Raw genomic sequence first — 14,237 nt, 5'->3', positions numbered from 1 at the left:
ATTTCTAGAAAATTGTTGTAGAAGGCGACACTCCTGCGGGAATAGCGTTAGTCGAAGAACCCGCAGCGAAGCGAGGAGGCTGAGGCAACGCCCGCGGAAAGGGAGCCATTCAACGATTTTCTTATCTATTGGGTTATTGTACCACTTGATTATAGGGACTTTTTTCACTTCTAGAAAATCGTTGAAAAAGGCGACACTCCTGCGGGAATAGCGTTAGTCGAAGACCCCGCAGCAAAGCGAGGAGACTGAGGCAACGCCCGCGGAAAGGGAGCCGTTTCAACGATTTTCTTATTTACTGAAATATTAAACTACCTCATTTGGCAAAATCGAATTATAGGGACTTTTTCAGTGTCCTCAGCTTGCAACGAGGAGGCTCAAGCCAAGCCCGCGGAAAGCATAGCCTGTAGCGAAAATCGCCTTGCCAATCATGTTCGAATCTTATTTTAAAACAAAAAAGCCTGTAAAAATACTCTAATTTCTTTAAGTTTGTCTACAGGCTGAGCAATCGAAATTGTATATTCGGATTCCTCTTATGCATAGGAAACGGTCATTTCTCTCATTATCTAAACCTGTAACATCGTGTTTCTGAACATTACAGTAGTGTATTTCCGCTTTATTGTTTGAAAAAACGGAGTTAGGTGAATGTTGACTAAATGAGGAGAATGAGATAGAATCTATTTAATTTAACGTATTAGTACTCTAGTGCATTAAAGTGATATTAGGAGTGATAGAGTGAGCAAAATTCAAATGTTTGAGAAACCTTTAGGAATGAGAGATTCATTTCCAGAAGTAAATGAGCAGAAAGAATATATACGTTCGACTGCTAGAAATTTTATACGAAGCAAAGGATATGACTTTATTAAAACTCCATCGGTTGAATACTTTGAAACGATTGGAAAAGCATCTGCTATCGATGAGTCTTCCCTATTTAAACTAGTTGATAATCAAGGTGAAATGCTCGTTTTACGTCCAGATATGACAACGCCTATTGCAAGAATTGCAGCTTCCAAGCTTTTAAAGGAAAAAAATCCATTACGTTTAGCATATTATGCAAATGTCTTTCGTTCGCAGCGCCGAGAAGGTGGAAGACCTGCTGAATTTGAACAATTAGGACTCGAGTTGATTGGGGATTTTAGTGCATATGGTGATAGCGAAATTATTCATACTGCAGTAGAGCTAGTGAAAGTATTGGGTGTGAAAAGTTTTCGTATTACGATTGGACACGCAGGAGTGTTAACAGCCATTCTAACGAATAATACGAATACAAAAGAACAAGTAGATTCATTACGACAACTTTTAGTAGAGAAAAATTTCGTAGGATTTGAACAAAAGCTGGAAGAAATAAAACTATCAGAGAACCAAATAGAAAATCTTATAAAATGGATTGATTATTCAATAGATTCCAAGTCTCTAGAGAATTTTAAACAATTTCTAACAGTTGACCAAGAGTATTTGTTGGAACAAGTTGATCAGCTTCAACGGTTATTAGAAATTCAATTAAATGATCCTTCTATTGTTTCTTTTGACTTTACATTAGCTAGTCATATGAGTTATTACACAGGTATGATTTTTGAAATTCATGCTGAAGGTAGTGGCTCCCCTATAGGCAATGGAGGAAGATATGATGAATTATTCAACCAGTTCAATGAAACGGTTGGGGCTACAGGTTTCGGAATAAGAGTAGACAGACTCTTAGAAGTTTTGCCTAAGACAGTAAGTGTGGAAAAAAATACACTTCTTTTATTTCATGAAGGCTTTTATACAAAAGCAAATGAACTTGCAGTTGAGAAAAGAAATAATAAAGAACGAGTAACACTTCAATATATAGAAAGTGTAAATGATTTAGATGCCTATCAAAGAAGTTTTGATGAAGTATTAATAGTATCAGAAGGTGGTTCTTTACGTGAATGAATTAACTATTGCAATGCCAAAAGGGCGCATTTTCGAAGAAGCTTATAAATTATTTGAAGAAGCAGGGTTCGATTTACCAAAGGAAATAAATGATTCGAGGAAGTTAATCGTAGAAGCACCTGAGGAACGAATTCAATTTATTCTAGCAAAGCCAATGGACGTACCTGTTTTCGTGGAACACGGTGTTGCGGATATTGGTATTGCAGGAAAAGATGTATTGTTAGAGCAACTGAGAGATGTACATGAATTGCTTGATTTACGAATTAGTAATTGCTATATCGCTACAGCAGGGCTTCCTAATACAAAGATGAATGAAATTGCACCAAGAGTTGCAACAAAATATCCGACAATCGCCACGAACTTTTATAAAGAAAAAGGAGAACAAGTGGAAATAATTGAGCTCAATGGTTCAATTGAATTAGCTCCAATGATAGGGCTAGCGGATAGAATTGTTGATATTGTCTCTAGTGGTCGAACGCTAAAAGAAAACGGTTTAGTGGAATACGAAAAAATAGTAGACATATCTTCTCGATTAATAGTCAATCCTGTAAGTTACCGAGTGAAACGTGAACGAATTCGAGAGTTTGTTGCACAATTAAAAAATGAATTAAATAAAAGGTAGGGAATCCCATGAAAATAGCAAAGCTTTCGAATACAGTTTCTTTGGAGCGTTCAGTGGAACAAGGGAATATGGATCACATCATCACCGTTCGTGAAGTGATAGAAAATGTCCGTAAAAATGGAGACGAAGCTCTTTATGACTATACAGAAAAATGGGATGGAGCAAAGCTTACTAGTCTAAAAGTGACTAAGGATGAGATAGAAGAGGCATTTTCTAGTTTTAATCCACAATTAGTTCAAGATTTAGAGGAAGCAGCAGCTAATATTCGTGCTTTTCATTTACAGCAAGCACGTCAACAAATAGATTTTCCACTGGAACATAACTCTTATATAAAATACAAAATTTCACCGCTTGAAGCAGTAGGATTATACGTACCAGGTGGAACCGCAGCTTATCCTTCTTCCGTATTAATGAATGCTATTCCAGCAGTTGTTGCCGGTGTTAAACGAGTAGTAATTGTTTCACCTCCATCGAAAGAAGGAAAGCTCCCTGCATCTGTACTTGTAGCAGCACGTATAGCTGGAATAACCGAGATATACAAAGTAGGAGGGGCACAAGCTATTGCAGCACTTGCTTATGGAACGGAATCCATAGTAGCTGTTGATAAGATTACAGGGCCAGGCAATAGTTATGTAGCACTTGCTAAAAGAGAAGTGTTTGGGAAAGTAGCCATCGATATGATAGCAGGTCCAAGTGAAATTGCGGTGATTGCAGATCAAACAGCTTATGCAGATGAATTAGCATCAGATTTACTTGCACAGGCAGAGCATGACCGATTCGCAAGTTCTGTATTAGTTACTACGAGTGAAGAGCTGGCAAATGAAGTATCTGAAGAAGTTGAGAAACAATTAAAAAAGCTCCCAAGAGAAGCAATTGCAAGAGCGTCTATTGAAAACTTTGGTCATATTTATATTGCGGAATCATTAGATCAAGCAATTGGAGCTATTGATGATCTTGCACCCGAGCATTTAGAAATTATGACGGAAAATGCAGAGGCAGTTAGTCAACAAATTAAACATGCTGGAGCTATTTTTATCGGAAGATTTAGTAGCGAACCAGTTGGTGATTATTTTGCTGGTACAAATCATGTGCTTCCAACTAATAGCACAGCACGATTCTCAAGTGGGTTATGTGTAGATGATTTCTTAAAGAAAACGAGCATTGTATATTACTCCGAAGAAATGTGGAAAGAGCAATATCCTAAAATAGCACGACTAGCAAGGTTGGAGCAATTGGAAGGACATGCTCGTTCGGTCGAATCAAGAAGTTGGGATAAGGGGGATTCAAATTGAGTATGAAAAGAACGGCTAAAATTGAAAGAATGACAAATGAAACAAAAGTATTGGTAGAAATAGATCTGGATGGAGAAGGAAAAGCAATAATAGATACTGGCGTTCCTTTTATGGACCATATGCTTGATTTATTTACAAAGCATGGTTTGTTTAATGCAACGATAAAAGCAAATGGTGATACGCATATTGATGATCACCATACAACAGAAGACATTGGAATTGTTTTAGGTCAGGCTGTAAAAGAAGCACTAGGAGACAAAAAAAGCATTAAGCGATACGGAAACGCATTTGTCCCAATGGACGACGCCCTTGCTCAAGTAGTCATTGATATTTCAAATCGTCCACATTTAGAATTTAGAGCAGCATTTCCAAAAGAAAAAGTAGGCCAGTTCGATACGGAGCTCGTGAATGAATTCTTATGGAAGTTTGCCCTAGAAGCTCGAATGAATGTGCATGTAATCATTCACTATGGAATGAATACACATCATATGATCGAAGCAATATTTAAAGCATTAGCTCGTGCAATTGATGAAGCAATTACAAAAGACGAGCGTGTGAAAGGAGTTCCTTCCACTAAAGGTCTACTTACATAAAAAAGCGCAGCGCCTAAAACTTGGCCAGTAACTAAGTAGAAAAAAGGAATTACTGATTTGTCCATAAAGGGAGAGAGAACTAACATGACACCGATTCAAATATATCCCGCAATTGATATGAAAGGCGGAAAATGCGTTCGACTATATCAAGGGGACTATGAACAAGAAACTGTATATGGTGATTCACCATTTGAAATGGCTAAACAATTTGCTGATCAAGGAGCAACATGGATTCATCTTGTAGATTTAGATGGCGCAAAAGACGGTGAGAAGGTTCATGCAAATGAAGTTATTCGAATTGCAAAAGAACTACCAGTTAATGTGCAAATTGGTGGAGGTATTCGAACAAAAGAAGATGTCCGTTTTTATATAGAGAATGGCATAGACCGGGTAATTATCGGAAGTCTAGCAATAGCAAATCCAACATTAGTAACTGAATTATTGGAAGAATACGGTGGAGATAAAATTGTAATCGGATTAGATGCAAAAGATGGAATGGTCGCAACACATGGCTGGCTAGAAACATCGAAACAGTCAGCTATTGAAGTAGGACAGTTTTTTGCAGAAAAAGGAGCTAAGTTTGTTATTTTTACAGATATTGCAACAGATGGAACACTCCAAGGCCCAAACTTAAATGCAAATAGGGAGTTAGCTGAAGCAACTGGTCTATCTATTATTGTTTCTGGGGGTATTAGCTCTTTAGAAGATATTGAACAAGTTACAAAGTTAGCGAAAGATACGTCCATCAGTGGTGTCATTATAGGAAAAGCAATATATAATAACAGATTTACATTACTGGAAGCATTGCAGGAGGTCACGAAATGGTAAAGAAAATAATTGCTTGTCTAGATGTGAAAGATGGACGAGTTGTAAAGGGAATTCAGTTTGTTGAACTTAGAGATGCTGGAGATCCTGTAGAATTAGCCGCTTTTTATAGTGAAGAGGGTGCTGATGAACTAGTATTTTTAGACATTTCTGCTTCTGTTGAAGGTAGAGAAACAATGGTGGATGTAGTGAAAAAAACTGCTGCACACATTTCTATCCCTTTAGTTGTTGGAGGCGGAATTCGTACAGTGGAAAATATGAAACAGCTTTTAGAAGCAGGTGCAAGTAAAGTGTCCATTAACAGTGCGGCTATAAGCAACCCAGCAGTTATTACAGAAGGAGCTAAAACATTTGGCTCGAATAAAATCATTGTTGCAATAGATGTGAAGTGGTCGGAAGTAGATCAGGATTGGTTAGTTTACACGCATGGTGGACAAAAGAAAACAGAATGGAAAGCAGTAGAATGGGCGAAAGAAGTAGAAAAACTTGGAGCTGGAGAAATATTACTTACTAGTATGGACCAAGATGGTGAAAAAGATGGGTATGACATCGCTATTACAAAACATGTGAAAAATACCGTGTCAATACCAGTTACTGCAAGTGGTGGAGCTGGAAATGTAGAACATATATTAGCTGCTTTTACAGAAGCAAACGCGGATGCAGCACTCGCAGCTTCTATTTTTCATTTTAAAGAAACTAGCATACGCGAAGTGAAAAATTACGTTCGTGAAAGAGGAGTTGAAGTGAAATGACGAAACTACAATTTGATGAAAAAGGGCTAATACCAGTTATTGTTCAACATGCTATTACAAGAGAAGTACTGACACTTGCTTATATGAATAAGGAATCGTATAAAAAAACAGTAGAAACGAAGGAAACTTGGTTTTTCAGTCGAAGTAGACAAGAACTTTGGCATAAAGGGGAAACTTCTGGTCATACACAAAAAGTAATATCAATCCGAAAAGATTGTGATTCTGATGCGCTTATTGTGGAAGTATTACCAAATGGACCAGCCTGTCATACGGGTGAGGGAACTTGCTTCCATACAATGCTTGAGAAGTTTGATGATACAGTTGGTTACAATATTGTTACTTCTTTGATTAATCTAATCGAAGAAAGAGAGCAGTCAATGCCAGAAGGTGCGTATACAACTTACTTATTTGAAAAAGGTGTAGATAAAATTTGTAAAAAAGTTGGGGAGGAATCTGCTGAAGTTATCATTGCCTCTAAAAATAACGATGCAGAAGAATTGAAATGGGAAGCAGCAGATCTATTTTATCACTTGCTTGTTCTTCTGCAAAATCAGAAAGTAAGCTTTTATGACCTATTACAAGTATTACAAAAGAGACATGATAGTAAAAAACAAAAATAATCCACGTCTCTACGATAGCCAAGCATTGAAAGCTATTTGTAAAAGACATCCTCTACAGTAATTTTGTATTTAATTTTAAACACATAAATAATAATTGATTATGATATACTGAGGAATATACTGATAAGGGACGTTCATAACTTTATTCCGCAATAAGGCCGAATGAAGTTAAAGCCACCGGTGAGCCACAGATTTTTAGGGGAATTTATTTTGCCTCTAAAAAATGTTGTGCCACGCAGAGGTGTATTGGAAACGTTCCTTATTATTTTTCGGAGGATTATCTTGAATAATAAAAGTAAAAAGGTTTTAAAAGAAAATATTATTTCGTTTTTGCCGAACGGCGAATATTACTATAAAAAAGCATTAGATGAGCTACAAAAAGAGCAATATGAAAAAGCACATAAATATTTGAAAAGAGCAGTAGACTTAAGTCCAAATGATCCATTAATACTCATGCAATATGCCATTCTACAAATGGAATTAGATAAGTTTGATTTTGCGCATGAGCTTTTAAGAGACGCACATGAGATTGATCCAAACGAAGCCGAAATCGTGTTTTTACTTGCAGAAGTGAGTGCCCATTTAGGAAATTTTATGGAAGCAAATAGATTTGCAAGAAAGTATTTAGAGATGGATATTCACGGAGAATATACAGAAGAAGCAATGGAAATTGTAGATTTTACGGAACAGGAAGATATAGAATCTCTACAAATGGACAGTCCTTCAAGCGAAGCTCTTTTTCTACAGGAAAAATCCCGAAGATTAATGGAGCAAGGAAAGTTTCAAGAGGCAGTCGAATTATTGGAATCGATTATTACCGATAACCCAGACTTTTGGGCGGCTTATAATAATTTAGCACTTGCTTATTTTTATATAGGAGAAGAAGAGCAAGCTAAAGCGTTGCTTCACCAAGTGCTACATGAAAATAGAGGTAATATTCATGCGCTGTGTAATTTAGCTGTTATTCATTACTATGAAAAAAATACGGAAGAGTTAGAGGAAATGACTGATTTTCTATCTAAAATTAATCCATATTTTATGGAGCATCGATATAAACTAGGTGCTACGTTTGCATTAATCGGAAAGTATGAAGAAGCATACAAATGGTTAAGAAGTCTGCAACGTAAAGGGTTTGAAGGCGATCCTGGGTTTTATTTTTGGTTGTCACATTCCGCTTATTTCGCAGGTCATGAGGAAGTGTCTCGCAATGCATGGAAGGCTTTGTTGAAGCTCGACCCAGAAAAAGCAGGATTTGAGCCATGGCTACCCCAAATAAAAGAAATGCATGGGAATGGTTCTGAGCATCAAAAAGACTTTATATTGGAGAAAGTTCAAAATAAGCATGTGAGTGAAAGAATATTTGGCTTTTATTTGTTGGGAAAATCAAAACATCGTCAAGAAATAATTTCTCATCCAAAATGGATTGTAGTAGAGGAATTGACGACGATGGAAAAGTTGTTTTTAGCACAGTCATTAGGGCATGAATTTAGTGAGAATTCTGTTGCTGAAAAAGCTTTTTTACGTGCAATCGCAGCGACGGATTTACTATATGAAAAATACAAACCACTTAGTCAACCAGCAACTTACTTGTTTCAAATGTGGTTTATGTTAGTGGAGCGGGCGTTAGAAAAAGGATATGGATTCAAAAATCCTAAAGCGCTAGCAGCTGCAACAGAGTATATGTTTCAATCATCACGCTCAAAAAATGTGACGAAAAAGCAGTATGCTGAGCAGTATGGGATAACAACTAGCACACTTACAAAGTATGTAAATGAGCTAATTCAATTTTTGCCTCTTTTTGATGCGTAAGCAAAAAAGTTGAAGCAACAATAAAAATCCTATAGATTGAGTGTTAGTAGATATGTAGGGGGAATTAGCAATGACAGAAGAAAAAATTTATGATGTAATAATTATTGGAGCTGGACCAGCTGGAATGACTGCAGCAGTTTATACTTCTCGTGCCAACCTTTCAACGCTTATGATTGAGCGTGGGATTCCTGGTGGTCAAATGGCAAATACAGAAGAAGTAGAAAACTATCCTGGGTTTGAAACTATTTTAGGACCTGAGCTTTCTACAAAAATGTTCGAGCATGCAAAGAAATTTGGTGCTGAGTATGCATACGGCGACGTTGCAGAAATTATAGATGGAGAACAATATAAAACAGTTAAAGTTAGTGGGAAAGAATATAAAGCATTAGCAGTAATTATTTCTTCTGGTGCTGAATATAAGAAAATGGGTATTCCAGGTGAAAGTGAACTTGGCGGACGTGGAGTAAGCTACTGTGCAGTATGTGATGGTGCATTCTTTAAAGGTAAAAACCTAGTCGTAGTAGGTGGCGGAGATTCTGCTGTCGAAGAGGGAGCGTTCTTAACTAAATTTGCAGATAAAGTAACAATTGTACACCGACGCGATGAGCTACGTGCCCAAAAGATTTTACAAGATCGTGCATTTGCAAATGAGAAAATCGACTTCATTTGGAATACGACATTAAAAGAGATCAATGCTAAAGATGGTAAAGTTGGCAGTGTGACATTAGTTTCTACTGTAGATGGATCTGAAAAAGATTTCGAAGCAGATGGTGTTTTCGTTTATGTTGGAATGCTTCCTTTAACGAAACCATTTAGTAACTTGGGAATTTTAAACGAGAACGGATATATCGTGACAAATGAAAAGATGGAAACTACTGTTCCAGGTATATTAGCTGCGGGGGATGTTCGTGAAAAGATGCTTCGTCAAATTGTTACAGCAACAGGTGACGGAAGTATTGCAGCACAAGCAGCACAGCATTATATCGAAAATCTAAAAGATAAAATTTCTACGAACGCATAATTTTATTTTAATTTTATTTTAATCCTTTTGTAATCGTACTGAAATAAAATAAGTGTATAGTAAGAATTATAAATTGACCCCCTTTTTATATTAGAAATATTTGAACAGGCTGTTTCTCGATTTTATCGATGAAGCAGCCTCTTTTTGTGAAATATAATGTATAATAAAAAGTAATAACACAGATTGTATGCAAAATCTAATTGGAAGGTAACTCCTTAGACTTTCATGAAAGCGCTTGACAGTCTAAGTACCCCACCAACGTTCATTTTCGCATTAGTGCATAGTTCGTTGGAGAATAGAAATACATTTTGTCAACAGTCTGAAGTATCGATAGATTTGGAGTGGCTATTCGTGCAAAGAATCGCAAATTTACTCATATGTAAAGATGGTAAAGTTCTTTTATTAAAAAAGCCAAGACGAAACTGGTATGTAGCTCCAGGAGGTAAAATGGAAACTGGAGAATCCGTAATCAACTCAGCTATTCGAGAGTTTACGGAAGAAACCAATGCAATCCCAATCAATCCACATATAAAAGGAATCTATACGATGGTCATTGAAGAAAATGGAGAACGAATAGATGAGTGGATGCTTTTCACGTTTATCGCTAGAGATTTTGAAGGAACTCCTTTGCATGAGACAAAAGAAGGTATGTTAGAATGGCACTCTGTTGAAGCATTACATACATTACCTATGGCAGAAGGGGATCGAACAAATTTATTGTTTGCCGTTCAGGAACAAGGAGTACAATACGGAACATTTATATATACGCCTGATTTTAGTTTAATAAAAGAAACAATTCAGCAGTCATCGGAGGGAGAATTAAACAATGGATAGTCAAAAACTTGAAACCGAAGTGGTAATTATTACTGGTATGTCTGGAGCAGGTAAGACCGTAGCAATTCAAAGCTTTGAAGACCTAGGATATTATTGTATCGATAATCTACCACCTGAGCTTTTAGGGACGTTCATTAACTTAATGATCAATTCGAATAAACAACCTCGTAATATTGCGGCAGTAATGGATTTGCGAGGAGGAGAAATGTTTCATTCATTAGCTGATTCTGTCAACAAACTTCACGAAGCAACCTCTGTCGCTCCGAAAGTGCTATTTTTAGATGCTGAAAATGAAGTATTAGTTAGAAGATATAAAGAAACTAGAAGATCTCATCCTCTAGCAAACTCAGGTCTGCCTTTAGATGGAATAAAAAAAGAAAGAGAGTTGCTGTCCGATTTAAAAGGGAGAGCACAATTCATCTATAATACATCCAAAATGAGCCCTAGACAGTTACGGGAGAAAATACAAGAAAAGTTTTCTCCAAAAGGAAGTAATGTGTTTACAGTCAATGTTATGTCATTCGGGTTCAAACACGGTATTCCGATAGATGCAGACTTAGTCTTTGATGTTCGATTTCTTCCGAATCCTTATTATATAGAGGAGCTGCGTTTAAAATCAGGACTCAATGAGGAAGTATCTAGTTATGTATTAAAATGGGCAGATACAAAAACTTTAATCGAAAAATTAACGGATTTGTTCTCATTCATGCTTCCACAGTATAAAAGGGAAGGTAAGACACAGCTAGTTATTGCATTTGGTTGTACAGGTGGACAGCATAGATCTGTTACGCTAGCAGAATACTTTGGTAAACTATTAAAAACAGAAGATAAAACAGTTATCACTCATAGAGATGTTACTATTAGAAAGGAATGAAGTAATGGATCGTACAAAACACCAGAAAAAAATAGTTATTATTGGTGGTGGTACGGGATTATCTACTTTACTTCGTGGTTTAAAGAAATTCCCACTCGACATTACAGCAATTGTCACTGTAGCAGATGATGGAGGAAGTTCTGGGCGCTTACGGGATGATTATGATATTCCACCACCCGGTGATGTTCGAAATGTTTTAGCTGCACTTTCAGAAGTAGAGCCATTAGTTGAAGAAATGTTCCAATATCGCTTTTCTAATTCTACTGGGTTGGAGGGTCATTCGCTAGGGAACTTAATGCTTACGGCGTTAACTTCTATTACAGGTGATTTTGCCAATGCCATTAGAGAGATGAGCCGAGTATTGAAAGTACATGGTAAGGTTCTTCCAGCAGCAAATCAATTAGTTACCCTTCATGCACAATTTGAAGATAAAGTTGTTATTAGTGGGGAGTCCAAAATTCCAACGTATGGAAAGAAGATAGAAAAGGTATTTATTACTCCCTCAGATGTGAAGCCATTACCAGAAACAATTAATACCATTCGGCAAGCCGATATTATCGCAATCGGTCCAGGAAGCCTTTATACTAGTATATTACCTAACTTATTAGTAGAAGATATAAAAAAAGCGATAGTTAGTTCAAAAGCAAAAAAAGTATATATTTGTAATTTAATGACCCAAGCAGGAGAGACTAGTAATTATACTGCATCTGATCATGTACGAGCACTATCAGATCATGTTGGAGAAGAATTCTTAGATACGGTTTTAATTAGTAAAGAAGAAATTCCTGAAAATGTACAGTATTTATATAAACAAGAAAAAGCATCTCCTGTAAAAATAGATGTTGAGAAATTAGAAACGTTAAATATAGAGATCGTTAAAAAAGACATTTCGGTCGTCCATGATGGAGCAGTTCGTCATGATGCAATCGAAGTAGCAAAATGGCTAGTAGAATATGCAGGTTAATTACAGTACAAACAAATGTCTGTAATTTCTAGCAAGGAAGGGGGAAACGGGTATGTCGTTTGCTTCTGAAACAAAAAAAGAAATGACACAAGAAGAGTCGAAGCCTTGTTGCGCGAAAGCAGAACTTTCAGCACTTATTCGAATGAATGGGTCATTGTCGTTTAGCAACAAAATGCTAAGTTTGGATGTACAAACAGAAAATGCAGCTATTGCAAGAAGACTATATACACTGATAAAGTCTTTATACCCTTATCAAGTAGAATTACTCGTTCGTAAAAAAATGAGATTGAAAAAAAATAATGTATATATTTGTCGTGTTCGTGAAGGAGCAAGAGATCTATTGGAAGACTTGAAAATTCTAAAGGAGAATTTTCAGTTCGAATATTCTATTTCGAAAGAATTGGTAAAAAAGAATTGCTGTAAACGTGCGTATTTAAGAGGTGCTTTTTTAGCAGGAGGATCCGTGAATAATCCTGAAACGTCTTCTTACCATTTAGAAATCTATTCATTATATAAAACGCATAGCGATGCATTAGTAGAGTTAATGAATGGGTATGATTTAAATGCTAAAACAATTGAGCGAAAAAAAGGATACGTCGCCTATTTAAAAGAAGCAGAAAAAATTTCTGATTTCTTAAGCATAGCAGGAGCACATAGTGCATTATTAAAATTCGAAGATGTACGAATTATTCGCGATATGAGAAATAGTGTAAACCGCTTAGTTAACTGCGAAACAGCAAATTTAAATAAGACAATTAGTGCAGCTATTCGACAAGTTGAAAATATTCGTTTCATCGAAAATGCAATTGGCCTAGACCAATTGCCAGAAAAGTTAAGAGAAATTGCAAGGTTGCGTGTTGAATACCAAGATGTTACATTGAAAGAATTAGGTGAAATGGTTTCAACAGGGAATGTCAGTAAATCAGGTATAAATCATCGATTACGAAAAATAGATGAAATTGCAGACGCACTTCGTAGAGGCGAAACAATTTAGTGAAATGGAGCGTAAGACAATGACAGAAAAACAAGTCGAAGTGAAATTACCATCAGGACTACAAGCAAGACAAGCGGCATTATTTGTACAAGAGGCAAATCGTTATATTGCAGATGTTTACTTAGAGAAAGATGAAAAAAAAGTAAATGCGAAAAGTATTATGGGAATTATGAGCTTAGCAATAAGCAAAGGAATTACTGTTAACTTAAGTGCTGAAGGTTCAGATGAAGAAGAAGCGGTAGAAGTTTTAGCAAAGTTTATCTCAAATGAGGAATAAAAGAACCGGGCATAATCGCCTGGTTTCAGACTGTAGTGATACTCGAAATAACGAGTTACCTACAGTCTTTTTATTTTTAGCTAGGGTAGATTAGGTTTTCCGAAGCTTACTGCTCGCTTTCCGCGGGCGAGCGCCGAGTCGCTTCGTCGCTACGCGGGTTATCCAATAATCCGATTAATAAGAAAATCGTTGAAACGGCTCCCTTTCCGCGGGCGTATCCTCAGCCTCCTCGCTACGCTGCGGGGTCTTCGACTAACGCTATTCCCGCAGGAGTGTCGCCATTTTCAACGATTTTCTAGAATTGAAGAATTCCTTATAATTCGACTATGTTATATGAAGTTGTCCAATAGTCCAATTAATAAGAAAATCGTTGAAACGGCTCCCTTTCCGCGGGCGTAGTCTCAGTCTCCTCGCTACGCTGAGGGGTCTTCGACTAACGCTATTCCCGCAGGAGTGTCGCCATTTTCAACGATTTTCTAGAATTGAAGAAGTCCTTATAATTCGACTATGCTATATGAGGTTGTCCAATAGCCCAATTAATAAGAAAGTCGTTGAAACGGCCCGCATTCCGCGGGCATCGCCTCAGCCTCCTCCCGACACTAGCGTGGTATTCGACTAGCTATTCCCGCAGGAGTCGAGCGGACGCTTCTCCAAAACAATAACCTTTTAATTTAAATTATTCATTTTAATAATTGAAATAGATAAACTAAAAAAAGAGTTGTCTGTAGTTTTTTAATATAGGGTAGATAGGTTTTCCGAAGCTTACCGCTCGCTTTCCGCGGGCGAGCGCCGAGCCGCTTCGTCGCTTGGCTCCTGCAGGGTCTCGTCAGTCTCGCTTTTCCCGCAGGA

14 protein-coding genes are annotated in these 14,237 nt (G+C 37.0%); all 14 read left to right on the top strand.

What is annotated here, in order from left to right; translation table 11 throughout:
* Positions 1–732 precede the first annotated feature (732 nt).
* The 14 genes from FG384_RS09945 (at position 733) to FG384_RS09880 (ending at position 13,388) form a co-directional block, all read left to right on the top strand.
* Entirely contained in the window at positions 733–1,911 is a 1,179-nt protein-coding gene (locus FG384_RS09945; RefSeq protein ID WP_142642450.1) for an ATP phosphoribosyltransferase regulatory subunit, read from the top strand.
* Positions 1,904–2,533, top strand: coding sequence for an ATP phosphoribosyltransferase (hisG, locus tag FG384_RS09940; RefSeq protein ID WP_142642449.1), 630 nt, complete (start codon positions 1,904–1,906; stop codon positions 2,531–2,533). The genes FG384_RS09945 and hisG overlap by 8 nt, the downstream gene beginning before the upstream one ends.
* A gap of 8 nt (positions 2,534–2,541) precedes the next feature.
* Entirely contained in the window at positions 2,542–3,825 is a 1,284-nt protein-coding gene (hisD, locus tag FG384_RS09935) for a histidinol dehydrogenase (protein ID WP_142642448.1), read from the top strand.
* A gap of 2 nt (positions 3,826–3,827) precedes the next feature.
* Positions 3,828–4,418, top strand: coding sequence for an imidazoleglycerol-phosphate dehydratase HisB (gene hisB / locus FG384_RS09930; protein ID WP_142642485.1), 591 nt, complete (start codon positions 3,828–3,830; stop codon positions 4,416–4,418).
* A gap of 84 nt (positions 4,419–4,502) precedes the next feature.
* The gene (gene hisA / locus FG384_RS09925; RefSeq protein WP_142642447.1) at positions 4,503–5,246 is read left to right on the top strand and encodes a 1-(5-phosphoribosyl)-5-[(5-phosphoribosylamino)methylideneamino]imidazole-4-carboxamide isomerase; all 744 of its coding nucleotides are present in this window, start codon (positions 4,503–4,505) and stop codon (positions 5,244–5,246) included.
* Positions 5,240–5,995 (top strand): imidazole glycerol phosphate synthase subunit HisF, encoded by a 756-nt coding sequence (hisF, locus tag FG384_RS09920; protein WP_142642446.1) that lies wholly within the window; start codon positions 5,240–5,242, stop codon positions 5,993–5,995. Before hisA ends, hisF begins: the two co-directional genes overlap by 7 nt.
* A complete protein-coding gene (gene hisIE, locus FG384_RS09915) occupies positions 5,992–6,615 on the top strand; it encodes a bifunctional phosphoribosyl-AMP cyclohydrolase/phosphoribosyl-ATP diphosphatase HisIE (RefSeq protein WP_142642445.1) in 624 nt (207 codons plus the stop codon). The genes hisF and hisIE overlap by 4 nt, the downstream gene beginning before the upstream one ends.
* A 282-nt stretch (positions 6,616–6,897) precedes the next feature.
* The gene (locus FG384_RS09910) at positions 6,898–8,424 is read left to right on the top strand and encodes a tetratricopeptide repeat protein (RefSeq protein WP_240793392.1); all 1,527 of its coding nucleotides are present in this window, start codon (positions 6,898–6,900) and stop codon (positions 8,422–8,424) included.
* 70 nt (positions 8,425–8,494) lie between these two features.
* Positions 8,495–9,445: a thioredoxin-disulfide reductase gene (gene trxB, locus FG384_RS09905; RefSeq protein ID WP_142642443.1), complete on the top strand. Its 951-nt coding sequence runs from the start codon at positions 8,495–8,497 to the stop codon at positions 9,443–9,445.
* 351 nt (positions 9,446–9,796) lie between these two features.
* Positions 9,797–10,279: an 8-oxo-dGTP diphosphatase gene (locus tag FG384_RS09900; RefSeq protein ID WP_142642442.1), complete on the top strand. Its 483-nt coding sequence runs from the start codon at positions 9,797–9,799 to the stop codon at positions 10,277–10,279.
* Entirely contained in the window at positions 10,272–11,153 is an 882-nt protein-coding gene (gene rapZ, locus FG384_RS09895; protein WP_142642441.1) for an RNase adapter RapZ, read from the top strand. The genes FG384_RS09900 and rapZ overlap by 8 nt, the downstream gene beginning before the upstream one ends.
* Positions 11,154–11,157: 4 nt before the next feature.
* Positions 11,158–12,117, top strand: a complete 960-nt coding sequence (locus FG384_RS09890) for a gluconeogenesis factor YvcK family protein (RefSeq protein WP_142642440.1) — start codon at positions 11,158–11,160, stop codon at positions 12,115–12,117.
* A 52-nt stretch (positions 12,118–12,169) separates the two neighbouring features.
* Positions 12,170–13,111 (top strand): DNA-binding protein WhiA, encoded by a 942-nt coding sequence (gene whiA, locus FG384_RS09885; protein WP_142642439.1) that lies wholly within the window; start codon positions 12,170–12,172, stop codon positions 13,109–13,111.
* A 19-nt stretch (positions 13,112–13,130) separates the two neighbouring features.
* Complete coding sequence (locus FG384_RS09880; RefSeq protein WP_142642438.1) at positions 13,131–13,388, top strand: HPr family phosphocarrier protein; 258 nt, start codon at positions 13,131–13,133, stop codon at positions 13,386–13,388.
* The last annotated feature ends 849 nt before the right edge of the window (positions 13,389–14,237 follow it).

Origin of the sequence: Psychrobacillus vulpis (genome assembly GCF_006861825.1) — a bacterium.
GTDB lineage: Bacteria > Bacillota > Bacilli > Bacillales_A > Planococcaceae > Psychrobacillus > Psychrobacillus vulpis.
This window is presented reverse-complemented; position numbering and strand designations above follow the sequence as displayed.

Excerpts from the sequence above, each read along its gene's own strand:
- hisIE (WP_142642445.1), top strand. The coding sequence starts at position 5,992 with ATGACGAAACTACAATTTGATGAAAAAGGGCTAATACCAGTTATTGTT.
- hisD (WP_142642448.1), top strand. The coding sequence starts at position 2,542 with ATGAAAATAGCAAAGCTTTCGAATACAGTTTCTTTGGAGCGTTCAGTG.
- FG384_RS09890 (WP_142642440.1), top strand. The coding sequence starts at position 11,158 with ATGGATCGTACAAAACACCAGAAAAAAATAGTTATTATTGGTGGTGGT.
- hisA (WP_142642447.1), top strand. The coding sequence starts at position 4,503 with ATGACACCGATTCAAATATATCCCGCAATTGATATGAAAGGCGGAAAA.
- hisB (WP_142642485.1), top strand. The coding sequence starts at position 3,828 with ATGAAAAGAACGGCTAAAATTGAAAGAATGACAAATGAAACAAAAGTA.
- trxB (WP_142642443.1), top strand. The coding sequence starts at position 8,495 with ATGACAGAAGAAAAAATTTATGATGTAATAATTATTGGAGCTGGACCA.
- whiA (WP_142642439.1), top strand. The coding sequence starts at position 12,170 with ATGTCGTTTGCTTCTGAAACAAAAAAAGAAATGACACAAGAAGAGTCG.
- rapZ (WP_142642441.1), top strand. The coding sequence starts at position 10,272 with ATGGATAGTCAAAAACTTGAAACCGAAGTGGTAATTATTACTGGTATG.
- hisF (WP_142642446.1), top strand. The coding sequence starts at position 5,240 with ATGGTAAAGAAAATAATTGCTTGTCTAGATGTGAAAGATGGACGAGTT.
- FG384_RS09880 (WP_142642438.1), top strand. The coding sequence starts at position 13,131 with ATGACAGAAAAACAAGTCGAAGTGAAATTACCATCAGGACTACAAGCA.